Genomic DNA, 24,099 nt, shown 5'->3' on the forward strand with positions numbered 1-24,099 from the left:
TATTTATAGTTATGTCACACATTACATGACCAATTTGTCTTAAATATGAACGTAAAAAAGAATACACTTAAGACAGTATAATTTATTGAAGTGTGACATATTGTATTTATGGAAATGCGTTCAAATACTTTCTTATCACACACTATTTGAAAAACCATAAAATAAAGAATTGAAAAATATTTTTAAAATTTTTGTTGACTTTCTTATTTTTTTGTATAAAATAAGCATTAATAAAATGTTTCAGAGATGTGACAGTAAAACGACTGTGAAAGGAAGAGTAGTAATAGGGCGTAGTCCAAGCGAGTCAGGGATGGTGTGAGCCTGATACGAAGCCTGTTATGAAGAACCTCCTGGAGTCGCTAACCGAAATCCTTTTTAGGAAAGTAGACTTAGCCGGGAACTTCGCCGTTACAAGAAGAACAGTATCGAGTTATCTCTAATCTCCGTACTGATAAGTGAGCAACCTCTGTTGCTAATTTGGGTGGTACCGCGGAACCAAAGCCTTTCGTCCCAGTTTTTTGGGATAGAAGGGCTTTTTTTATTGGTTTCTATCCTCACTACATCAAAACATTTTAGGAGGAAAACAACATGTACCAAACATTAATGACAGTAAGAGAAACACAAATCGCAATTAAGGAAGTTAAAACATTTTTTGAAGAGCAATTATCAAAACGTCTTGGATTATTCCGCGTATCTGCGCCATTATTTGTAACGAAAAAATCAGGATTAAACGATCATTTAAACGGTGTAGAGCGTCCAATTGAATTTGATATGCTGCATTCAGGAGAAGAGTTAGAAATTGTACATTCACTAGCAAAATGGAAAAGATTTGCCCTGCATGAATATGGATATGAAGCTGGTGAAGGTTTATATACAAACATGAACGCAATTCGCCGCGATGAAGAGCTCGATGCAACGCATTCCATTTACGTTGATCAATGGGATTGGGAAAAAATTATTCAAAAAGAATGGCGCACAGTAGATTACTTACAAGAAACCGTACGAACAATTTATGGAATATTCAAAGATTTAGAAGGCTATTTATTTGAAAAATACCCGTTCCTTGGTAAATACTTACCGGAAGATATCGTATTTATCACATCTCAAGAGCTTGAAGATAAATATCCAGAATTAACACCGAAAGATCGTGAGCATGCGATTGCGAAAGAACACGGTGCAGTCTTTATTAGCGGAATTGGGGGGGCGCTGCGCTCTGGTGAAAAACATGATGGACGTGCAGCTGACTATGATGATTGGAAATTAAACGGAGATATCTTATTCTGGAATCCAGTACTGCAGTCTTCATTTGAATTATCATCCATGGGCATTCGTGTTGACAGCAAATCTCTTGATGAACAATTAACAATAACAGGGGAAGATTTCAAACGTGAATATGATTTCCATAAAGGTATTTTAGAGGACGTACTTCCACTTACACTTGGCGGTGGCATTGGACAATCAAGAATGTGCATGTACTTCTTACGCAAGGCACATATTGGCGAAGTTCAAACTTCTGTATGGCCAGATGACATGCGTGAAGAGTGCAAGAAGCAAAACATTCACTTATTCTAAAAATAAAACAAGGAGATGACCCAAAAGTCCACTTTTGGGTCATCTCTTACTACTTTTCAATATGATCCAGCTTCAGTGGATAGGCTATTCACGTGTCGAACATTGTTTAAGGATCTTTATAATATGTCGAATCGCCGATATATTATAAAAAATGGTCGATATATTGTGAAAAGCGCCGATAAATGTACCATTTCGACCGATATATCGGTCGACACATAAGAAGGGGCCGATCCCCCAAGGCACCTATGTGCTTTTGGAGTCGGCTCCTTGTTTTATCTAATTTACTGATACGAGAGGCTCGATTTTTGCCATAAACGATTCATGAAGTGCTTCCACACCTTTTATTAAGTTAAGACGATCAATAACTACAGAAACTTTAATTTCAGATGTACTTACCATTTTAATATGAATATTTTCTTCTTGTAATGTTGAGAACATTTGAGCAGCTACACCTGGATTAGATACCATACCTGATCCAACAATTGATACTTTCGCCAAATGATTTTCATATTCTACAGATTCATAGTGCATAACCTCACGATTTTCTTCTAGTACGGCTAATGTTTCTTTTAAGTCATTCGAATGAATAGAGAAGGATAAATGTACAGTTCCTTCATTTGTAATACTTTGAATAATAATATCTACATTAATATGAGCACTCGCTAATGTAGAGAAGATTGTGGGAAGTTTTCCTTGTTGTAATCCTTTAATCGTTACGCGCGTAATATTGTCTTCAAATGCAATGCCTTTTACGATTGATTGTTGTTCCATGTCACATTCTCCCTTTACGATTGTTCCGTTTTCTTGTTTCATACTTGAGCGAACTTCTAAAATAACATTATGATTTTTCGCAAATTCTACTGCTCTTGGATGAAGTACACCAGCACCAAGGTTGGCGAGTTCTAGCATTTCATCATAGGAAATTTCATCTAATTTGTAAGCATCTTTTACAACTCGTGGATCAGTTGTGTAAACACCTGTTACATCCGTATAAATATCACATTTTTTTGCTTTTAATGCTGCAGCTAATGCGACTGCAGTTGTATCAGAACCGCCGCGGCCGAGCGTTGTAATTTCTTGTTCTGCGCTTAATCCTTGGAAACCGGCTACAACGACAATTGTTCCTTTTTGTAAATGAGATTGAATACGATCTGTATCAATATCGGTAATTCTTGCACTGCCGTGTACAGGTTCGGTTGTAATACCTGCTTGCCAGCCTGTTAGTGAAATTGCAGCATAACCTTTCGCTTGCAGAGCCATTGTTAATAAAGAAATTGAAATTTGTTCACCTGTTGTAAGTAGCATGTCCATTTCTCGTTTACTAGGCTGATCAGTAATACCGGTAGCTAAAGATACTAATTCATCTGTATTATGTCCCATCGCGGAAACGACCGCTACAATTCCATGTCCTCTTTCATATTCTTCAATGACTAAATCCGCAACATGTTGAATACGTTCGATACTTCCAACAGATGTACCACCAAATTTTTGAACAATAATTTCCATCATGAGAGCCCACTTTCAATTTAATATTGGTTAATAAATTAGGAAAAATGTTGTTAAACATAAGATGGGAAATATAGATCCCTTTCATTCCTGCGAGTTACCGAAAGCAAATAAAAAAACACCATCTCAAATAGGTGAGGATGGTGCTGTTACAGGAAAAAGGAAACAGAAAACGGAGCTAATAAAAAAACCGCCAAAAAAGAAGACGATCATAAAGAAACATGATCTCTCTTTTTTGTAGATAGCTCTTCATATATACACCGCTGTATATATGACAGTTCTGTTTCTATTCGAAAACAGCCCCAATTTACATGTTCAGAGAAACATATAAATTTCGGCAACCTTTCCTTTCTTCTAAACTCACTGACAATCTCTGTGTCTCCTTTAGAATACTCATAAAAGTTGCAACCTCTATCTCACGTCGTTCGGCGAGAGTGATTGGTTGTATGAAGTTGTTGGTAACATTTGTTCCATAGTAATCAAAATGTTGAGAGAAATCAAGTGGGTTATAAAAATTTAGAAAATTAAATCTATTCTAAAATGAAATGAAAATGATATAAAATATGTTTAAAAGAAGGATTTATAACAATATTTTACAAATTTATTCGTTATATAGATTATATGGATGGAGCGGTGTGAATGGAAAAACAAAAACCTATTTATGTGCAAACTGAAATAGAAACAACAATGAATGAACTTTGGAAATATACACAAGATCCAAAGATACATACAGAATGGGATGCACGGTTTACAGAAATATCGTATTTAGAGAGAAAAGAAGGCGAACCGCAGCGTTTTTTGTATAAAACAAAAATTGGTTTTGGACTTGAAATTGCTGGAGAAGGAGAATCAATAGGAGAACTACAAAAAGAAGGTGGGGAACGAATCTCTTCACTGAAATTTTGGACAGATAGTAAACTTTCGTTGATTGCGGTAGGGAGGGGTTATTGGAAGTATACACCGAATGAGAATAAGATTCACTTTGAAACGCAGTATGATTATGAAACGAGGTTTGGAAATATAGGGAAATCTATAGATTCATACATATTTCGTCCGTTATTAGGATGGGCAACTGCTTGGAGTTTTGATGCTTTAAAACTGTGGTTAGAAAAAGGATTTCATCCACGTTTATTATTAAAAAGAGCTGTTACGTATTATCTCGTTTGTTTTTTACTTTCTTTTGTGTGGATTTATCAAGGACTTATTCCGAAAGTTTTATATACGCATCCAGAAGAGGTACGAATGCTTTCTAGTCTTATTGGTGCAACTGATAATGCTGCATGGATTATTAAAATGATTGGCTTTTTGGAAATCGTATTTGGAATCGCGTGGTTGATACCTTTCCAAAAGAAGAAATTGTTTTTCATTCATATTATTATACTATTGGCATTGACCACTGCAGCAGGATTCACAAATATTCATAGTTTTATACAACCTTTTAATCCAATTACTTTAAACATCATGCTGATTGGATTTTCAATAATCGGTTATGTAAATAGTAATAACTTACCACAAGCAAAACATTGTAAGAGAAGCAGAAAGGGGTAAAAATTTGTCTTCCATTTACGAAGCATTATTAGGAGAATCCTATTATCAGTTACATCCAAAATTACAGAAACGTTATGCAATTACAGAAAAATATAGTTTTGTAGGAGAAGGAAGGATGGATGAAATTACAGAAGGATCGGTTGCTGTAAGAATGTTTTTAAAAGTAGCAGCAAAATTCCGGATGTTCTTTTCAGAAAGAGGGGAAGAAGTACCATTTATCATTCAGAATACTGCAGAGAAAGACAGTAAAGGAGAGGTATTTGTAAGATGGAATCGGATGTTTCTATTTGGTGAAAAAAAACGTTATTTTAATGCTGTTATGTATTTGAATGATAAACAAGATGAAATTATCGATTATTTCGGTGAACCACATTTGCTCGTATCGACGCTTGCGCTTCATGTTGGTGCAAAAGGAGCAATTCATATTTCATCAAAAAAACAATGGTTCTACTTATGTGGAGTGAAAATTCCATTGCCAAAGTTTTTATATGGAGAGGCAAAGATTATAGAAAGTTATGATGATGAATTAGATTGTTATCGAATTCATGTACAAGTGCAAAATCCGTTATTAGGGCCGCTTTTCTCCTATAAGGGGACGTTTAAAGAAAGGGATATAAATATATGCGAAATATAATGATTGGTTCCATCTGTTATGTCACTTTTCTCATACTAGAGTGGCCAAAGCTACATCCTGTTGAATCGATTATATTATTGTCAATTCTTTTATTTATCCCGATGGCATTTTCTATTGTAGATAAGAGAAAAAGAAATGGAGAGGAATTATTCTGTTATAAACTTGCAGTATTTATTTATCCAATTGCGGCGATAAGTGCGATGCTTGCTTTTGTAACAAGCCACTTTCTCTTTGCGATAATTTGGTTTATATATACGGGTATTGTAGCGTTGTTTGGTGTCCGTAGATTATTAGAAAGAGGCTGGAGACCGCTAGAAGAAACGGCGATTGATAGTGGGTTTATGTATTTATTTTTAGGCGGCTTTTGGTTCTTTGCTTCTGTAGCAAACATACCAATTATGCAGTTTAGTTCAGATATCGTCTTACTCACAGCAGCTCATTTTCATTACTCTGCTTTTCTACTTCCTTTATCTGCGGGTTTGCTAGGGAGAAAGCAACAAAAGAAAAGTCAATTATATACGATTGTTATGTTTATTATCATCATCTCTCCGATGACAGTTGCAATTGGCATTACTTATTCGAGAATACTCGAGTTTTTTGCGGTGCTACTCTATCTTATTTCGCTCTATGTTTACGGCATTTTTGTATGGAAAACAAAATTTACTTCTATGAGTGCGAAAGTTCTTCTTATTATTTCGTCTAGTACACTTATGGTAACTATTCTTTTTTCGCTTTTATACTCATACGGGAACCTTAGGGGAATGATGACTATTACAATTGCGCAAATGGTTTGGATTCATGGGGTTGTGAACGGAATTGGCGTAGCATTACCTGCTTTTATTGGCTGGATGATTGAAAAGGAGAATCCAGTATACATTCATTATGGAAAGCCGATGAGTCGTATAAAAGGAAGGATGAAAATTGGAGAGAATATTTTATTGGAAAATAAGCTAGTAGAGAAGAACGAATATACGGGTCTTATAAATGAAATGATAGATTTTCATAGTAAACAGTTTAATCCCAAAAGTGTATCACCGCTCATTATTGATTTTTATGAGAACACGAAAAACTATGAATTAAAAGCAACTATTCATTGGTCACGTTGGTTTCGAATATTTGCTTATCTTTATGAAAAAATAAGCCGACGCGTGCAGCAAATTCATTTAGGAATGGGAAATCGCTTAGAGGTTATGCATGGAGAGATTGTTTCTATAAAAGATGAAAAAGACGGTAGAAATGATGCCAGAGCATGGATTCGGAAAAATGAACAGAATGAAACAATCTTTGTAGCGCTCTACTCTCAGCATGAACATAATGGGGAAACATATATGAATATTGCGTTGCCATTACCATATGCGAATATGACTGGAATGTTAAAACTGCGCAATGATAAGAAAAAACTTATCATTACGAGTCGGTTACGGAACAGTGCAAAAGGGGATGAAGGGATTTATTTACATGGTCGCTTCTTTACGATTCGCTTACCGCTCACAGAAACGTTTTTGATAAGAGAGAAGGATGAAATCACGTTAACAGCACATCATCAAATGTGGATGTTTGGTGTGAAGTTTCTAGAGATTGATTATGAAATAGAAAAAACGATTGCTCGAAAATAGCAAGCGTTTTTTATTGCTAAATAATACGATATAAAATACAAAAATTAATGAAATTTGAATTTTTAGAAAATGGTTACATTTAAATGTTATAATGGAATGCAGTATTGTTTTATTTTAGGTAAGGAGGGGACATATGCAAGGAGAGATACAAGAGCAAAAAAATTCGAATTATATAAGTAATTTATTATTACCTATTACAAAATCACGTCATTTTACTTTTTTATGGATTGGGCAACTTTTTTCAGTTCTTGGAAGTTCCATTACAATGGTTATTCTTCCGGTGGTTGTATATACATTAACAGGCTCGACAGTCGTTATGGGGATGACAATGACGATGTATATGCTTCCAAATGTACTTATTTTACCATTTTCGGGATTAATTGTAGATCGTCTTAATCGTGTTAAATTGATGTTATTTACCGATATTGTTCGAGGGATATTAATGACAACGCTAGCAATTCTCATGTTTACTGATACTTTAACGATCCATATTTTATATGTATTAGTAGCAATGTATGGTCTTATGGAAGGGTTATTTCAACCTGCCTATTCAGCAGTTCGAGCAAGAGTATTTGTGCCAGAAATTCGAAATGCAGCGAACGCCTTAACGCAGATGAGCAGCCAAGGTGTACGTTTAATCGGTCCAGCACTTGGTGGCCTTATTGTCTCCGTCGCATCTGCAGGTGTCGGTTTTGGTTTAGATGCATTAACGTATTTGAGCTCTTTTATATGCTTACTATTTTTGAGAGATTTGACAGCAAAAAAAGTGCAAGACAGGGCAGATAATAAGGTTAACCTTAAAAAAGATTTCACGGAAGGAATTGTAGTATTAAAAAGCCATCCGTGGTTATGGGTTACAATTTTAGCATTTTCGTTTATTAATATTTGTCACGCGGGTATCGTAGTCGTCTTAATTCCTTGGTTATTTAATATTCATCATCACTTTGAACCTTTAGTTTACGGTTTTGGAATGGCATTTTCTGGCGGGGGTGCTGTTGTTGCTGCTCTTATTTTTGGAGGGAAACAGAAGTGGCATAAACGTGGTTTATTGGCTTATGGTGGTGTTTTAATTAGTGGAATGGCGCTCTTAATAATGCCTTTTGTCTCATGGGCACCAGCATTAATTGGATTAATGGCTATTGAAGGGTTTGGCATTATGATTTTCGGTTTAATTTGGGAAACGAGTTTGCAAGAACTTGTGCCGGAAGAAGCGTTTGGTAGAGTTGTTAGTCTCGATATGCTTGGATCCTTTGCGCTATTACCGTTAGGGTATTTGATAGTTGGATGGTTGGCTAATATAATTGGTGGTATTTTGACTATCATCATTTTAGCGATTGCGGCTATTGTAGTGGTTCTGGCCGCTTTATCTGTTCCGAGTATTCGTCAATTTGATTGATTCCACTTAACTATAAAAAGAGTAAGCTATGCCTTTTCTGATAAAAATGATTAACAAAGAAGAAATGCATCATCATGTAGTGCCTTTAATGGGAAGTATGTAAAGAAGAAGGAATTCACCTGTGAAGAATGATAATTTAATATTTTTATCGAGTAATGAATATAGTATTATCTGTTTTTATTCTTATTAAAAAAGAGGAGGTTCTTATGCAAAAATATATACTTCTAGCAAAGTTTAATCGTGAAGGAAATGTAAATGTAAAAAATATTAGTGAACGCTTTTCCAACTTACATAAGAATTATGAACGATTCGGTGGACGTATTTTAACTGCTTATGCCATTGTAGGTGAATACGATATGGTTATCACTTTTGAAGCACCTGACATATTAGCAGTAAAGAAAATTGATTTAGCAGGGAAATTACCAGGAATGGTAGAAACAAAGATTTTCCCGTTATTAGAAATGGATGAATTTCAACAACTAGTAACAGAAATCTAAGTTAGAAGATATGGTATTTTCTATTCAAGATTGATTTCATAATGTTTAACAAGTTTATAACTGAACCTTAAGGTTCAGAGAAACGCAATGAAGATAGGTGGGGATATCTACCCGTAAAGTTCGATTGGTTCAACTAACCATCAGTGAGGGATGAAGAAAATCCCTACTGATAGAGGTTTCGCTTTATTTTGGCTATCCTTAATATCTAAGGTTAGCTTTTTTATTTTTTGTTTCATGTGATGTGTCTTTTTTAGGGGATTGTTTAGAGAAAATGCTTGTGACAAAATTGTCACACATGTATAATCGAATCTGTTGTGTCGGACCCGACTTTCATAAGGTGAAAGTTACTTATAATTAAATCAAGAAAGAGGTGCTGTTTTGAAACAGAGACTACAACAAGAGTGGTTTTCAAATATTCGAGCTGATGTATTAGCGGGTATTGTAGTAGCGCTTGCTCTTATTCCCGAAGTAATCGGTTTTTCTATTATTGCTGGTGTTGATCCCATGACTGGTTTGTATGCTTCGTTTTGTACGGCTATTGTTATTGCATTTGTAGGAGGACGTCCCGGGATGGTGTCGGCAGCTGCTGGAGCGATGGCACTTGTACTAGCAGGTTTGGTAAGAGAGCATGGAGTACAATACATGCTTGCAGCTACTATTTTAACGGGAATGATCCAAATTTTACTTGGTGCACTACGAGTAGGACAACTTGTGAAATTTATTCCGCGTTCTGTTATGATTGGTTTTGTAAATTCTTTAGCAATCTTAATTTTTATGGCACAATTACCAGCTTTTTCAGGTGAGTCTTGGAAAATGTATGCGATGGTAGCGGGAGGATTAACGATTATTTATGTGTTTCCTAGAATTACAACAGCGATTCCTTCATCGCTTGTAGCAATCATTATTATTAGTGCAATTTCTATTTTTACAGGCAGCGGGGTACGAACGGTAGGAGACATGGGGAGCATTACGAATGTGTTACCGAACTTTTTCGTTCCAAATGTTCCATTTACAATGGAGACGTTTTCAATTATTTTACCCTATTCTATTTCTTTAGCATTGGTCGGATTAGTTGAATCGTTATTAACAGCTCAAATTGTAGATGAGATGACAGATACAGATAGCAATAAGAATACAGAATGTCGTGGACAAGGTATTGCTAACATTGTAACGGGATTTTTTGGCGGGATGGCTGGTTGTGCGATGATTGGACAATCTGTTATCAATGTGAAATCTGGTGGGCGTGGACGCTTATCAACTTTGGTAGCAGGATCATTTTTAATGTTTTTAATTATTATTTTAAACAAATTGGTTGTCCAAATTCCATTAGCGGCATTAGTTTCGGCTATGATTATGGTATCGATTAGTACATTTAATTGGAGTTCGTTACGAAAGTTGCATAAACTTCCAAAAGCAGATGCAGTTGTTATGATTGTAACGATGATAGCGATTGTGTTTACACATAACTTAGCGATTGGAGTTATTTTAGGTACAATATTAAGTGCATTGTTTTTTGCAGCAAAAATTTCAAAGGTTCGTGTCACAGAAGTGCAAGATGCCTCACTAGATAAAGTTGTTTACAGAGTTGAAGGACAATTGTTCTTTGCATCTGTTACGGATTTTGTAAACGCATTTGATTTTAATACAGATAGAAAAGAGATTGATATTGATTTATCTAAGGCTCATATCTGGGATGATTCAGGTGTAGGAGCAATTGATAAAGTTGTTATTAAGTTTCATCAAAATGGTATTCAAACAAATGTAATTGGTATGAATGAAGCTAGCTCATCACTGATTGAACGTGTAGCGGTCTTTAATAAGCCAGGTGGATTAGATCAAGAAATAAGTCAATAAAAATACCCCTTCATATAGAAGGGGTATTTTTTAGTAAGAAAAGGAGGATATGAAATAAGAATGGGATTGATAATTAAATTCATAATATGCTTAATTAATTATGGGTGAATGATATGGAAATTCATGGGGATTGATGCGCTTTGCAAAAGGAGATCCCTTAATCGTAGCGCTTGATATTGGAATAGTGTTTATCGATAGCGTTTTGTATGGGCTTCTGTTCCATCGAACAAAAAATATATATGCTTCTTAGATTTCACACTTAGCATTGGATGTTATTGGAATCATATGTTTAGTATTCTTTTTATAAGGAGTCTGCCTAGAAGTGAAGCTTTTGGGCAGACTTTTTGTATTTATATATAATGGGAATTTCGCTGTGTTTATTCACAAAAAAATTACAAATAAGTTTGAAAAATTCTCACAAAACCTTCACATATGTTCGATATATTAAAAATCGGAATTATAATCTTACATGTTTATACGAAAAGCGAAGAGCAAGTATCATTTAGGGGGAAAACAGAATATGTTTGCAAAACGACAAACGGTAAATCATTCTGCAGAAAAGTATGTAACTCAGTTGGAAGTTTCAAAGGAGCAATCTTTGTATCGAGCTGTATGGCGCTGGATTGGTTAGTAATAAAGAGAGTTCCAGCTTTGAAAAAATGGTTTGGCTAATATAGATTAGATTATTTATAGAGTAAGGAGAATAATATGAAAAAGAAAATCTTTTCATATGCAGTAGTAAGTATTTTATTAATAATGGGTATATATTTATATATAGGTCATGATAAAATGCATGAAACAAAAGTTACCTCTATGCCGCCTTGTCATATCAACAAGTAGAGTACAGAAAATAGTGAATCATTTTAGGTAAAATAAGAAAGCCCACTTGCATTTGCAAGAGGGTTTTCTTATTTTTTATCGTAAAGAGCAAATGTAACTTCTGCCTCACAAGCGATTTCCCCATCTACTGTAGCAATAGCATGAGCTTTTGCAATTGAACCACGAACACGCATCATCTCCACTTCTAAACGTAGCTGATCACCGGGACGAACTTGTTTTTTGAAGCGACAATTGTCAATACCAGCAAAAAGACCGAGCTTTCCATAGTTCTCTTCTTTTATAAGCATAATAACTGCACTTACTTGGGCTAAAGCTTCTACAATCAGGACACCCGGCATAACTGAGTAGCCAGGAAAGTGACCGTTAAAAAATCTTTCATTAGTCGTAACATTTTTGATCCCAACTGCACGCTTTCCGTCTTCTACTTCAATAATACGATCAATTAATAAAAGGGGAAAACGATGTGGAATAATTTCTTTGATTTGTTGAGTATTGAACATGAATCGATCTCCTTTATACCGTAGCTAGATATTTTAGTCATGTTAATTTCCTAAAATTACATGTTTAAATATTGACAATAATTAGTACCTAGTACTATTATCTAATTATAAAACTAAGTATAAAAATAGTAAAGGGGAATAAATGCATGCAATCAAAAGCAAGAATTACAGCTATTGGTACCTATGTACCCGACAAAAAGTTGACCAATGATGATTTAGAAAAAATAGTAGACACAAATGACGCATGGATTATACAAAGAACTGGAATGAAGGAAAGAAGAATTGCTGGTGATAACGAATATGCCTCTACATTAGCTTTTAAAGCCATTGAAAATTTAGTGGAACGTTATCATAAAAATCTTGTTGACGTGGATTGTATTCTAGTTTCAACAACTACACCTGACTACGCTTTTCCTAGTGTAGCCTGCCAAATACAAGAATATTTTAATATTCAACATACAGGTGCTATTGATCTCAATGCAACTTGTGCTGGTTTTACATATGGATTACATCTGGCGAATGGTTTGATTACATCTGGTCTTCATCGCAAGATTTTAGTTATAACGACAGAAACCTTATCTAAAGTTACAGATTATACTGATCGAACTACATGTATCTTATTTGGTGATGCAGCTGCGGCTGTCTTAGTAGAGAAGGATGAAGAATTGTCTAGTTTTATAGCTACCCATATTGGGACAAATGGGGAAGGGGGCATGCATGTATATCGTACGAATTTATCTACCACCATGTTTGGAAATCCATTGAGAACACATGGAAAGATGGTTCAAAACGGAAGAGAAGTATATAAGTGGGCAGCACGGACGCTACCAATTGGGATTAAAGAATTATTATATCAAGCAGAGTTACAACTGGATGAAGTGGATTGGTTTGTTCCACATAGTGCTAATTTACGAATGATTGAATCTATATGTGAAAGATCAGGTTTCCCACTGGACAAAACTTTAACTAGTGTAGAATACATGGGAAATACTTCTTCTGTCTCCATTCCATTAGCATTGGACATCGGTATGAACGAAGGAAAGCTGAAAAATGGAGATACTCTTTTACTGTATGGATTTGGGGGAGGTCTTACGCATGCTGGGCATATTATTAAGTGGCATTTAGCAAAGGAATAGGAGATGATGTATCTAGTAGTAATATAAACGTATTTTGTTGCATTAAAAGTCCTTATTATTCGTACGGGTTACTAAGAAGAGGTTTGGTTGAGGTAGACTTGAAGATTGCATGAGCTGTAAACTGTTGCATAAAGGAACACCATCTGTTAGAGCGGGTGGTGTTCCTTTATGTGTCTGCTTTATCGGGGAACGAATGAAATGAAGTACATGTTTATCCCGTATTAACGGGCAGTAAGACTCCCGCCTCAAGATTCAGAGAGAAGCAAAGAAGATAGGTGGGGGATGAAGAAAACCCCCACTGACGGAAGTTTCACTTTATTAGGATTACAAATAATCCGCTTACATATTTCAGTGGACTTATTTTTTTCTCTCCGCTCAATAAGGATATTGAAAAAATATTCTAACAATGGATTGACATCTTTTCTTTTGTTGTTATAATTTATTTCAATCGATGTTAGAAAACCTTACATGGGAGGGTGCTGGATGAAGAAGATTGAAGCTATTATAAGGCCTGAAAGGTTAACGGATACGATTAAAGAGTTGAAAAACATTGGGATTACAGGATTTACTGTATCTCAGGTTGTAGGAAGAGGGAAACAAAGGGATGCACAAGGGGTGTATCGTGGAAGAAATTATAAAGTTACTCTTCATCCGAAAATAAAACTTGAAATCGTTCTCTCAGACTATATGGTGGAAAGGACGATAAAGGCTATTATTGCTTCTGCCCAAACGGGTGAAGATGGTGATGGTAAGATTTATGTTTATCCTATTTTGGAAGCTTATAACATACGGACAGGGAAGATGGACTTGAGTATAGATGATTTAGCTGAGAGAGGAGGGGAATGAAGTGAAGTTGATGTATTTAAATACTGTATGGGTTGTAATAGCTGCGGCAATGGTTTTGTTTATGGAAGGCGGATTTAGTTTGCTGGAAGCAGGTTTGGTTCGAACGAAAAATGCTGTGAATGTAACGATGAAGATTTTTGTGGATTTAACAGTGGGAGCCCTAGTTTTTTGGATGCTTGGTTTTGGTCTTATGTTTGGAAAAGATGCTTTCGGAATAATTGGTATTAATTTATTTGGTAGTCCTGAAAAAATATCTTTAGGAATAGAATTGCCTAGCGCTGCTTTTGTGCTATTTCAAATGGGATTTGCGATTGCGTGTGTATCTATCATTTCGGGGGCGGTAGCTGAACGGATGAATTTTAAGGCGTATATTTTGACGGTGGCTATAGTAACGTTGTTAGTTTATCCGATTTCAGGTCATTGGATTTGGAATAGTGATGGCTGGTTGGCTAAATTAGGAATGAAAGATTTTGCTGGATCGGCTGCGATTCACGCCTTAGGTGGATTTACTGCATTAGCGATGGCAAAGCTGTTAGGTCCAAGAAAGGGAAGGTTTAATTCGGACGGCAGCGCGAATGTTTTTGCGCCTAGTAATATTCCATTGGCTTCGTCTGGAGCATTTATTTTATGGTTTGGCTGGTTCGGTTTTAATGCAGGGAGTACTCTTGATGCCTCTAGTCCAATACTTGCACCGGTAGCTATCAATACTATGTTGGCGGGAGCGAGCGGTGGTATAGTTGCTTTATTTATGACGTTGAAAAAGTACGGTAAAGCTGATCCGAGTATGACGATTAACGGTGTATTATCCGGTTTAGTGGCAATTACGGCTGGAGGAGCATTTGTTTCGCAGTGGAGTGCTGTAATTATTGGAATTATAAGTGGTTTGATTGTTATGTATGCTACGCTGCTGATTGATAATTGGAAAATCGATGATCCGGTTGGTGCAGTTGCTGTACATGGATTCAATGGTGTGTTTGGGACAATTGCTGTTGGGTTATTTGATATGTCGGACGGTCTTCTTACAACAGGTCATTTTTCGCTTCTGGCTACACAATTATTAGGAGCGATAGTAGTTAGTGGTTGGGGGATTTTAGGTGGTATCTTTATTGCGAAGCTATCTGAAAAAACTGTTGGCTTCCGAGTAAGTGAACGTGAAGAAGAAGAGGGGCTTGATATGTCATATCATGGTATACCGGCCTACAATGAATTGGAACGCTTTGTTGATTTACCTACGAGTTTATATGATTTTGAAGAAACGACCGGGATTAGTGTCGCTCCAATTGATAGTAAGGAAATTGCAGGTAAAATTGTTTAGTAGCTATTCGTTATTAAAAATTTGAAAGAAGAATGTAAAGAGCCTTTGTGTACATACTCTTTTTGTACACAAAGGCTCTTTTGCAGATCAGACTTATATAAAATCTGAAAACTGATGCTTTGAAAGTAATAAGAAATAACGTCTTACAAAATCATAAAATAGTTTTTCGGAGGGTGGAAGTTCTCGGTTTCGAGGAGAAATTAATCCGACTGTTCTCTTCACTTCCGGGTCGAGAATTTGTACTTTCACGGTATTTTTTGGGAGATTTTCGTAAAGTGTAATTTCGGGTAATAAAGTGACACCGATTCCCGCTGAAACTAAGCCTTTTATTGCATCGAGATCTTCGCCCACAAATGGAATATTCGGACGAAATCCTGCTTGTAAACAAGCGTTTACCGCAATTTCTTGAAGGACAAATCCTTCGGGGAAAAAGATAAAGGACTCGCCGGCTAATTGATATAGTGAAATCCGCGTTTGGGCAGCTAAAGGATGTGTTTCGGGTAATAGCGCGACGATTTTCTCCATAAATAGGATATCTCCGTGAATATCTGGGTCTCGTGTCGGAACAGGACCGATGAAAGCTAAATCTATATCTCGTTGTTTAACCGCATTTACGAGAAAGGTATTAGAACCTTGTCGTAAATGAAATCCGATATGAGGATACTCCTTTTTAAATGTTGAAATTACATTTGGGAGTGTGTGACTTGCTAGGCTGGAAGGGAACCCCACGCGGATTGTACCTCGTTCCGGATCTAGATATTCATAAATTTGTTGTTTGGCATTGTCGATGGCTTTTAATCCGATTATCGCATGTTCAGCAAATATTTTGCCGATAGGAGTGAGTTTAACATTACGCCCTTCTCGTTCTAACAATGAAACTCCTAATTCGCTTTCTAAATTTGCGATTTGGCGGCTGACGGCAGATTGTGCAACATGTAACGTTTCGGCTGCGTCTGATATATGTTCCTGTTTAGCAACTTCGATAAAATATTTCAATTGTCTGAGTTCCATATATGTATCCCCTTTCATATCAAAATGAGATGAATACTATCTAAATTATATATTGTTTATATGAATATTGGAAATTAAAATAAAATTATAAATTTAGACTAGATAAAAATAGAGAAAAGGGGATACGGAGATGAAGAAAAACTTTCAACCTCAAGGATTATATCATCCGGACCTTGAACATGATGCGTGCGGTATTGGTTTATATGCTCATCTGAAAGGAAAAGCCTCCCATGATGTAGTTGAAAAAGGATTATATATGCTTTGCCAAATGGAGCATCGCGGCGGACAGGGAAGCGATCCGAAAACAGGAGATGGAGCAGGAATTATGCTTCAAATTCCGCACGCTTACTTACAAGAAATATGCGATATGCCTATTCCGGAGCAAGGGCGTTATGGTGTAGGGATGATATTCTTTCCGCAAGAAGAAAAAGAAAGAATGGATTATCAGAAGAAAATAGAAGACATCATTGAAGCGGAAGGGCAAATTGTGCTTGGATGGAGAGACGTACCGGTTAATCCGGGTGCGATTGGAGAAACGGCAAAAGCAAGTCAGCCTTATATTCAACAAGTAATTGTTGGTGCGAGTGTCGATATGAAAGACACAATCGCTTTTGAACGTAAACTTTATATCATTCGTAAAAAAATGGAGAAGTTAGAGCAAGGCGAAGAAAACGGGTTATACGTTGCGAGTTTCTCGAGCCGGACAATCGTGTACAAAGGTTTGCTGACTCCAGATCAAATTCGTGCATTCTACTTAGATTTGCAGGATGAAAGGTTTGCTTCTGCGTTTGCTTTAGTACATTCACGTTTTAGTACAAATACTTTTCCAAGCTGGGAACGTGCCCATCCTAATCGCTATTTAGTTCATAATGGAGAAATTAATACGCTGCGCGGAAATATCAATTGGATGAAAGCAAGGGAGAAGCAGTTTGTTTCGGAAGTGTTTGGAGAAGAATTGGAGAAGGTATTACCTGTTATTGATATGAATGGAAGTGATTCTTCTATTTTAGATAATAGTTTTGAATTTTTTGTATTGGCAGGTCGTACGCCTGCTCAAGTTGCGATGATGATGATTCCAGAGCCATGGGTTTATGAGGACGAGATGGATCAGGAAAAAAGAGCTTTTTATGAATATCACAGCAGTTTGATGGAGCCGTGGGATGGACCGACAGCGATTTCCTTCACTGATGGTAAACAAATTGGTGCGATTTTAGACCGTAACGGTCTTCGTCCGATTCGGTATTATGTGACAAAAGATGATTATATTATTCTTTCCTCTGAAGTAGGGGTTATTGATGTGAAACCTGAACAAGTCGCTTACAAAGGTCGACTAAGCCCAGGGAAAATGCTGCTAGTTGACATAGAAGAAGGCCGAATTGTTTCGGACGAGGAGATTAAACAACAGATAGCAAAAGAACAGCCGTACCGTCAATGGGTAGAAGAGAATTTGATAAGAGTTGATGAGTTGCCAGAAGCAATAGAGAATGAAGCGCCTGTTGAAGATGTATTAGCGCAGCAAATTGCGTTTGGTTATACGTATGAAGATGTGACGAAAAATATCGTTCCTACAGTGGAAGAAGGAAAAGACCCAATTATCTCGATGGGCACTGATACGCCGCTGGCTGTGCTATCTAATCGTCCGCAACTGCTGTTCAATTACTTTAAGCAATCCTTTGCGCAAGTAACGAATCCGCCAATCGATGCGATTCGTGAGTATGCCGTAACTTCAATGGTAACATTCCTAGGGGCAGAGGGAAATCTTTTGCACCCGGATGCGCAAGTGGTGAAAAGAATTCGTTTAGAAACTCCGATTTTATCTAAGATTAACTTTCGGAATATTACAAATAATTTTCATCCAGAATTTCAAGTAGCGACGCTTTCTCTGTTGTTTCAAAACAATTTGGAGAAAGCGCTGAACGAATTATTTCAAGCGGCGGATCAAGCAATTGAATCTGGTGCGAGGTTGTTAATCTTGTCTGATCGCGGATTAAACAAAGTATTTGCAGCGATTCCGACGTTATTAGCTGTAAGTGGACTACATCACTATCTCGTTGAAAAAGGAACGCGCACAAAAGTGAGCATCCTTTTAGAAACAGGTGAAGCAAGAGAAGTGCATCATTTCGCCATGTTGATCGGCTATGGGGCGGATGCTATTTATCCGTATTTAGTTTTTGAAACATCAAAGCAATTGATTCATGATGGATCTCTTTCCATGGATGAACAGCAGGCGGAAAAGAATTTCATTGCCGCTGCAACAGATGGTGTTATAAAGGTAATGTCTAAAATGGGAATTTCTACAGTACAAAGTTACCGGGGGGCACAAATCTTTGAAGCACTTGGAATTGGCCTATCGGTGATTGAGAACTATTTCAAAGGTACGCCTTCAAAAATTAATGGTATCGGCTTAGATGTCATTGAGCAAGAAGTGTTATTGCGCCACGAGAAAGCATTTGCGGAAGCAGTTTACGAAGATAAAACATTAGAAACAGGAAGTGATTTCCAATGGAGAAAGCATGGCGAACATCACGCCTTTAATCCAGGAACGATTCACACGCTGCAACAAGCTTGCCGAGCTGGAGACTATGAATTATTTAAAAAATATTCCGAGCAGGCAAATAAAGAGCAGATGGCATTTTTACGTAATCTCTTTACATTTAAGAATGAACAAAAGTCTATTTCAATAGAAGAAGTAGAATCCGTAGAATCTATCGTTCGCAGATTCAAGACAGGAGCGATGTCTTATGGCGCTCTTAGTCAGGAAGCGCATGAGGTGCTCGCGATTGCTATGAATCGTTTAGGCGCAAGAAGCAACAGCGGTGAAGGCGGAGAAGATCCGAAGCGTTACGTTCCTGACGCAAATGGAGATTTACGCCGCAGTGCAATTAAACAGGTTGCATCGGGACGTTTCGGTGTAACGAGTCAATATTTAGTGAATGCGGATGAAATTCAAATTAAGATGGCGCAAGGAGCAAAACCAGGAGAAGGCGGACAGCTACCGGGTAAAAAAGTTTATCCGTGGGTTGCAGAAGTAAGGGGAGCTACGCCAGGTGTCGGTTTAATTTCTCCGCCGCCGCATCATGATATTTATTCCATTGAGGATTTGGCACAACTTATTCACGATGTGAAAAATGCCAATCCATACGCGCGTATTAGCGTAAAACTCGTGTCAAAAGCCGGGGTTGGGACAATCGCTGCAGGTGTAGCGAAAGCCGTTACAGATGTAATTGTAATTAGTGGTTATGACGGAGGAACAGGCGCGTCTCCTCGGACAAGCGTGAAACATGCCGGAATGCCTTGGGAACTTGGATTAGCGGAAGCTCATCAAACGTTGTTAATCAATCAATTGAGAGATCGTGTCGTGTTAGAAACGGACGGGAAGTTGATGACAGGACATGATGTCATTATGGCCGCACTTCTTGGAGCAGAAGAGTTTGGATTTGCTACAGCTCCTCTAGTTGTATTAGGGTGTGTAATGATGCGTGCTTGTCATAAGGATACATGCCCAGTCGGAGTGGCGACTCAAAATCCAGAGCTGCGCAAGAAGTTTATGGGCAGCCCGGATGATATCGTTAATTTCATGCTATTTGTCGCGCAAGAAGTACGTGAGGTTATGGCACAGCTTGGCTTTAGAACAATAGAGGAAATGGTAGGAAGAACAGATATACTAACTGCTAGCAAACGGGCAGCTTCACACTGGAAAGCGAAGCATTTAGACTTATCGGCAATGTTGTATCAGCCGCCTAACGGAGCAGTGCGGACATTTAAACGCCCGCAACAGCATAAGCTGGAGCAGTCTTTAGATGTCCGTGAAATTCTTCCGCTATGCGAAACAGCAATTCGCGAGAAAAAACCGGTGGAGATTGTATTGCCGATCCACAATGTTAATCGTGTAGTTGGAACAATTCTTGGCAGTGAAGTAACGAAGCAATGCGGGGAAGCGGGATTGCCTGAAGATACAATCCAGTTACATTTCAACGGTTCAGCGGGGCAAAGCTTTGGTGCATTTGTACCGAGAGGAATTTCGCTTCAGTTAGAAGGCGATGCAAATGATTTTGTTGGTAAAGGATTATCTGGCGGGAAAATTATTGTTCGTCCGCATTCGAAAGCAAGCTTTTCTCCAGAAGAGAATGTCATTCTTGGAAACGTGGCGCTTTACGGAGCAACTTCTGGAGAAGCGTATATTTACGGCCAAGCTGGAGAACGCTTTGCGGTAAGAAATAGCGGTGTTCAGGCGGTTGTTGAAGGAATAGGCGATCATGGCTGTGAATATATGACAGGTGGTCGCGTTGTTATTTTAGGTTCTGTCGGCAAAAACTTTGCAGCAGGGATGTCCGGCGGTATTGCCTATGTGCTGGTAGAAGATAAAGAGGCATTTGCTGCAAAGTGTAACCTTGAGATGGTGCTCTTAGAAGAATTGAAAGATGAAAAAGAGATGAAAGAGGTTGCTTATTTGATTTCAAACCACTTCCATTACACAGGAAGCTTGAGGGCGGCTCATATACTAGCAAACTGGGATGAATATGCACCTTGTTTTGTAAAAGTGATTCCAAGTGACTACAAACGAGTGGTAGAAACAATGAAAGGCTTAATGGAAACAGGGATGAGTGAGGAAGAAGCTACTCAGGCGGCGTTTGAAGCCAATACGAGTCAGACAAAGGTTTCTATAAAAGAAAATAAAAAAACGGTTATAGTGTAGGGGGAGAGATCATGGGAAAAGCTACAGGATTTATAGACTACGTACGAGAAAAAGCGCAAGAACGTGATCCTCTTGCACGAATTCAAGACTGGAAGGAATTTTCTGTTCGATTATCAGATGAACCGTTGCGCACGCAAGGATCCCGCTGTATGGATTGCGGGACTCCTTTCTGCCAAATGGGAACAGAAATGAGAGGATTAACATCGGGCTGTCCGGTACACAATCTGATTCCAGAATGGAATGATCTTGTATACCGGGACAGATGGAAGGAAGCATTAGGACGATTATTGAAGACAAATAACTTTCCTGAATTTACTGGACGTGTTTGTCCAGCACCATGTGAAGGATCATGTACAGTTGCGATTAATGATCCGGCAGTTTCCATAAAAAATATCGAGCGAGCTATTATTGATAAAGGCTTTGAAGAAGGGTGGGTGACACCGCGTCTTCCGAAAGCACGTACTGGAAAAAAGGTGGCTATCGTCGGATCGGGTCCGAGCGGTCTTGCTGCTGCAGATCAGCTCAATCAAGCAGGGCATTCTGTCACTGTATATGAACGAGCTGATCGAATCGGCGGTATGCTTGTGTATGGGATTCCGAGTATGAAATTAGAAAAAGAAGTAGTGGAGCGCCGTGTGAAGCTGCTAGAACAAGAAGGCATCTGCTTTATTACGAATACCGAAATTGGAAAAGACATTACAGCGGCGGAATTGAGAGAAGGATTTGATGCTGTTGTACTTTGTACAGGCGCTCAAAAGCAACGAGATTTAGTTATTGAAGGTCGTGAATTGCAAGGTGTCCATTTTGCGATGGAATATTTAACGAAGTCTATAAAAAGTTTGCTAGATCCCGATTTTACTAATGTCATTGATGCTAAGGACAAGGATGTTATTGTAGTTGGCGGTGGAGATACAGGAGCTGACTGCGTTGCGACAGCATTAAGACAAAATTGCCGAAGTGTTGTACAATTCGGGAAGCATCCGCAATTGCCAGAAGAGCGTGCATATGACAATCCGTGGCCTGAGTTTCCGTTAACATATACAGTGGAGTATGCGTACGAGGAAGCGGAGGCGAAGTTTGGTGAAGATCCGCGTGTATATTGTATTCAAACGAAGAAATTCGTAGGAGATGAACAAGGATGTTTAAAAGAAATTCATACGATTCAAATGGAAAAGTGTAAGGATGAAAACGGCAAGATTATTTTCCGAGAAATTCCGGGAACTGAAAAAGCATGGCCAACGCAGCTTGTATTTATTGCGATTGGTTTTGAAGGTACAGAACAGACAGTTGTTAATCAATTCGCTCTTGAGACAGACGGACGAAAGATTAAAGCGGAGTATGGAAAATATACAACTTCTGTTCAAGGGATATTTGCAGCGGGTGATGCAAGAAGGGGACAAAGTCTCATCGTTTGGGCGATTAATGAAGGACGCGAGGTTGCTCGTGAAGTGGATTGTTATTTGATGGGGGCATCTATTTTACCATAAAAGGAGTTTATATAGTTTGTAGTAATTAAGTTAAAAAGTACCAAAATATTTCTACTCAGAAATGTTCTGGTACTTTTGTTTTTATGTGCAACCGAATCTCATATGTTACGCTATAACAAATATTTTAGGAAGATTACATATTGTCTTAGAAGGGGTAGATCACAATGACAAAGAAAGTGTTTTGGGACAATCCTTATCTGACTGAGCTACAGACTCGAATTACGAGTGTAGATAGGGCTGATATGATTGTTGAACAAACTATATTCTATGCCTTTTCGGGAGGACAAGAAAGCGATACAGGCACAATTGGAGCATCCCCTGTTTTACAAGCAAGAAAGCAAGAGAAGGATATCATTTACACATTAGAAGAGGGACATACGCTGTGTGTAAACGATATTGTCACAATGAAAGTAGATTGGGATAGAAGGTACAGATTGATGCGACTACATTTTGCGGCAGAAATCATTTTAGAACTCGTATATAAACGTATTGGAAACGTATATAAGATTGGTGCACATATTGCACAGGATAAATCTCGCATCGACTTTGAAATGGATGAAAATATATCTACATACTTTCCACTTTTACAACAAGAGGCAAATATGCTGGTGCAAGAAAACTATGACATCATTAGTAGCTTCAGTGATGAAGAAAACGAGCGTCTGACATGCGAAATCAGAGAATTCTCTAAAGTTGCCTGCGATGGAACTCATTTAAAGAAAACGGGAGAAATCGGGGAGATCACCCTAAAAAGAAAAAATATAGGAAAAGGAAAAGAACGAATTGAAATTTATGTTGCCTAGTCTTGTGTAAATAGGACTGTACAGTATATATTTCTATATTGGCATGTTATATAAAACTAACATGAACATGATATACAAAAAAGACACTGATACATATCCAGTGTCTTTTTTGTTCGTGAAAGAAATTACATTATTTGGGAAACTCATAAAAAATTTTCTGAAAAATTTTTTGACCCCCTTAAAAAGAAGGTTCCTTGCGAAATAAGTATAGATGGAATCCATATAGGAGTGAGAACAATTAGAATTCCTGCGAATGGTTTCATATTATCTTTTTAGGTCTTATTTTTGCCATTTATAAACATTTATAGACAACGCAGATGGGTATGTAATACTATCCTTAATTTTATTCCGCTATTTTGGGGCAGTAAGGTCTCCTCCTCAAGATTCAGAGAGAAGCGAGGGAGAGAGGTGAAACCACTGTTGGAAGTTTCACTTTATCGATATGGACGTTTAATTCGCGTGTGAAGTCTATGAAAAACAAAATTGAGCGACAACTACGGCGTATGTAGTATATAAATTTTACGCATATACGGGTCTGTATAAATAGAAATTCATTTCTACTTAAAATATTGGAAACCGTATTAGAAAGGGAGATTCAACTTGAAGGAATTTACTGTTTGCTATACTTTGGAGAATGATATTAAAAGAGAAAAAATAATAAAAGGATTAGATGTTAAAAAGGAAGAGGTTATACAAGAAGTTTTAGAAAAGATAGAACACGACAAGTTTTTTGTTGCGAAAAGTGACGAAGGAGCTTATATAATAAATTCTTATTTAGTACGTTATGTACGCGTTATAGATGAGAAAGTGTTAGGCCAAATATAATACTCATAATTTAGTAG

At 37.5% G+C, this 24,099-nt stretch carries 17 protein-coding genes, 1 riboswitch and 1 other annotated feature; of the genes, 14 read left to right on the forward strand and 3 right to left on the reverse strand.

The genetic code is table 11. The features are described from left to right. The first annotated feature begins 256 nt into the window (after positions 1–256). Positions 257–516 (forward strand) — a binding site (T-box leader). A 72-nt stretch (positions 517–588) separates the two neighbouring features. After that, positions 589–1,572, forward strand: a complete 984-nt coding sequence (gene asnA, locus LRP84_RS16655; protein WP_230576109.1) for an aspartate--ammonia ligase — start codon at positions 589–591, stop codon at positions 1,570–1,572. A 276-nt stretch (positions 1,573–1,848) separates the two neighbouring features. Here the strand turns inward: asnA and LRP84_RS16660 are convergent, their stop codons facing one another. Next, positions 1,849–3,078: an aspartate kinase gene (locus LRP84_RS16660; protein WP_230576110.1), complete on the reverse strand. Its 1,230-nt coding sequence runs from the start codon at positions 3,076–3,078 to the stop codon at positions 1,849–1,851. A 234-nt stretch (positions 3,079–3,312) separates the two neighbouring features. Further along, positions 3,313–3,500, reverse strand: a riboswitch (Lysine riboswitch). Between the two features lie 217 nt (positions 3,501–3,717). On the opposite strand from LRP84_RS16660, the gene LRP84_RS16665 reads away from it, so the two are divergent. From LRP84_RS16665 to LRP84_RS16690, 6 genes are all read left to right on the forward strand, one after another. Next, the gene (locus LRP84_RS16665) at positions 3,718–4,626 is read left to right on the forward strand and encodes a DoxX-like family protein (protein WP_230576111.1); all 909 of its coding nucleotides are present in this window, start codon (positions 3,718–3,720) and stop codon (positions 4,624–4,626) included. A gap of 4 nt (positions 4,627–4,630) precedes the next feature. Then, positions 4,631–5,260, forward strand: coding sequence for a DUF4166 domain-containing protein (locus LRP84_RS16670; protein WP_230576112.1), 630 nt, complete (start codon positions 4,631–4,633; stop codon positions 5,258–5,260). After that, positions 5,248–6,876 (forward strand): YndJ family protein, encoded by a 1,629-nt coding sequence (locus tag LRP84_RS16675; RefSeq protein ID WP_230576113.1) that lies wholly within the window; start codon positions 5,248–5,250, stop codon positions 6,874–6,876. The genes LRP84_RS16670 and LRP84_RS16675 overlap by 13 nt, the downstream gene beginning before the upstream one ends. Positions 6,877–7,009: 133 nt before the next feature. Then, positions 7,010–8,272 carry an MFS transporter gene (locus LRP84_RS16680; RefSeq protein WP_230576114.1) on the forward strand — a complete coding sequence of 421 codons (1,263 nt, stop codon included), beginning with the start codon at positions 7,010–7,012 and terminating at the stop codon, positions 8,270–8,272. 206 nt (positions 8,273–8,478) lie between these two features. Beyond that, positions 8,479–8,769 carry a GYD domain-containing protein gene (locus tag LRP84_RS16685; protein ID WP_230576115.1) on the forward strand — a complete coding sequence of 97 codons (291 nt, stop codon included), beginning with the start codon at positions 8,479–8,481 and terminating at the stop codon, positions 8,767–8,769. Between the two features lie 378 nt (positions 8,770–9,147). Further along, on the forward strand, positions 9,148–10,623 hold the full coding sequence (locus tag LRP84_RS16690) for a SulP family inorganic anion transporter (RefSeq protein ID WP_230576116.1): 1,476 nt from the start codon (positions 9,148–9,150) through the stop codon (positions 10,621–10,623). A 908-nt stretch (positions 10,624–11,531) separates the two neighbouring features. Here the strand turns inward: LRP84_RS16690 and fabZ are convergent. Beyond that, entirely contained in the window at positions 11,532–11,963 is a 432-nt protein-coding gene (gene fabZ, locus LRP84_RS16695) for a 3-hydroxyacyl-ACP dehydratase FabZ (protein ID WP_230576117.1), read from the reverse strand. 146 nt (positions 11,964–12,109) lie between these two features. On the opposite strand from fabZ, the gene LRP84_RS16700 reads away from it, so the two are divergent. From LRP84_RS16700 to LRP84_RS16710, 3 genes are all read left to right on the forward strand, one after another. Then, a complete protein-coding gene (locus LRP84_RS16700) occupies positions 12,110–13,099 on the forward strand; it encodes a ketoacyl-ACP synthase III (protein ID WP_230576118.1) in 990 nt (329 codons plus the stop codon). Positions 13,100–13,582: 483 nt separating this feature from the next. Further along, complete coding sequence (locus LRP84_RS16705; protein ID WP_230576119.1) at positions 13,583–13,945, forward strand: P-II family nitrogen regulator; 363 nt, start codon at positions 13,583–13,585, stop codon at positions 13,943–13,945. A 1-nt stretch (position 13,946) separates the two neighbouring features. Next, positions 13,947–15,260 (forward strand): ammonium transporter, encoded by a 1,314-nt coding sequence (locus LRP84_RS16710; RefSeq protein WP_230576120.1) that lies wholly within the window; start codon positions 13,947–13,949, stop codon positions 15,258–15,260. Positions 15,261–15,353: 93 nt separating this feature from the next. On the opposite strand, the gene gltC is transcribed toward LRP84_RS16710, so the two are convergent. Further along, positions 15,354–16,271: a glutamate biosynthesis transcriptional regulator GltC gene (gene gltC, locus LRP84_RS16715; RefSeq protein ID WP_230576121.1), complete on the reverse strand. Its 918-nt coding sequence runs from the start codon at positions 16,269–16,271 to the stop codon at positions 15,354–15,356. 130 nt (positions 16,272–16,401) lie between these two features. Here gltC and gltB point away from each other — a divergent pair, with 130 nt between their 5' ends. The 4 genes from gltB (at position 16,402) to LRP84_RS16735 (ending at position 24,082) form a co-directional block, all read left to right on the forward strand. Then, positions 16,402–20,967, forward strand: coding sequence for a glutamate synthase large subunit (gene gltB / locus LRP84_RS16720; RefSeq protein WP_230576122.1), 4,566 nt, complete (start codon positions 16,402–16,404; stop codon positions 20,965–20,967). Positions 20,968–20,978: 11 nt separating this feature from the next. Further along, complete coding sequence (gltD, locus tag LRP84_RS16725) at positions 20,979–22,454, forward strand: glutamate synthase small subunit (RefSeq protein WP_230576123.1); 1,476 nt, start codon at positions 20,979–20,981, stop codon at positions 22,452–22,454. Positions 22,455–22,618: 164 nt separating this feature from the next. Next, a complete protein-coding gene (locus LRP84_RS16730; protein WP_230576124.1) occupies positions 22,619–23,257 on the forward strand; it encodes an alanyl-tRNA editing protein in 639 nt (212 codons plus the stop codon). A 600-nt stretch (positions 23,258–23,857) separates the two neighbouring features. Further along, the gene (locus LRP84_RS16735; protein ID WP_230576125.1) at positions 23,858–24,082 is read left to right on the forward strand and encodes a hypothetical protein; all 225 of its coding nucleotides are present in this window, start codon (positions 23,858–23,860) and stop codon (positions 24,080–24,082) included. The last annotated feature ends 17 nt before the right edge of the window (positions 24,083–24,099 follow it).

Origin of the sequence: Bacillus rhizoplanae (assembly GCF_917563915.1) — a bacterium.
Lineage (GTDB): Bacteria > Bacillota > Bacilli > Bacillales > Bacillaceae_G > Bacillus_A > Bacillus_A rhizoplanae.

Bases quoted from the DNA above. Each gene is read 5' to 3' on its own strand.
- LRP84_RS16730 (WP_230576124.1), top strand. From the start codon at position 22,619: ATGACAAAGAAAGTGTTTTGGGACAATCCTTATCTGACTGAGCTACAG.
- LRP84_RS16660 (WP_230576110.1), bottom strand. From the start codon at position 3,078: ATGGAAATTATTGTTCAAAAATTTGGTGGTACATCTGTTGGAAGTATC.
- LRP84_RS16685 (WP_230576115.1), top strand. From the start codon at position 8,479: ATGCAAAAATATATACTTCTAGCAAAGTTTAATCGTGAAGGAAATGTA.
- LRP84_RS16675 (WP_230576113.1), top strand. From the start codon at position 5,248: ATGCGAAATATAATGATTGGTTCCATCTGTTATGTCACTTTTCTCATA.
- LRP84_RS16705 (WP_230576119.1), top strand. From the start codon at position 13,583: ATGAAGAAGATTGAAGCTATTATAAGGCCTGAAAGGTTAACGGATACG.
- fabZ (WP_230576117.1), bottom strand. From the start codon at position 11,963: ATGTTCAATACTCAACAAATCAAAGAAATTATTCCACATCGTTTTCCC.
- gltD (WP_230576123.1), top strand. From the start codon at position 20,979: ATGGGAAAAGCTACAGGATTTATAGACTACGTACGAGAAAAAGCGCAA.
- asnA (WP_230576109.1), top strand. From the start codon at position 589: ATGTACCAAACATTAATGACAGTAAGAGAAACACAAATCGCAATTAAG.
- LRP84_RS16700 (WP_230576118.1), top strand. From the start codon at position 12,110: ATGCAATCAAAAGCAAGAATTACAGCTATTGGTACCTATGTACCCGAC.
- gltC (WP_230576121.1), bottom strand. From the start codon at position 16,271: ATGGAACTCAGACAATTGAAATATTTTATCGAAGTTGCTAAACAGGAA.
- LRP84_RS16665 (WP_230576111.1), top strand. From the start codon at position 3,718: ATGGAAAAACAAAAACCTATTTATGTGCAAACTGAAATAGAAACAACA.
- LRP84_RS16680 (WP_230576114.1), top strand. From the start codon at position 7,010: ATGCAAGGAGAGATACAAGAGCAAAAAAATTCGAATTATATAAGTAAT.
- gltB (WP_230576122.1), top strand. From the start codon at position 16,402: ATGAAGAAAAACTTTCAACCTCAAGGATTATATCATCCGGACCTTGAA.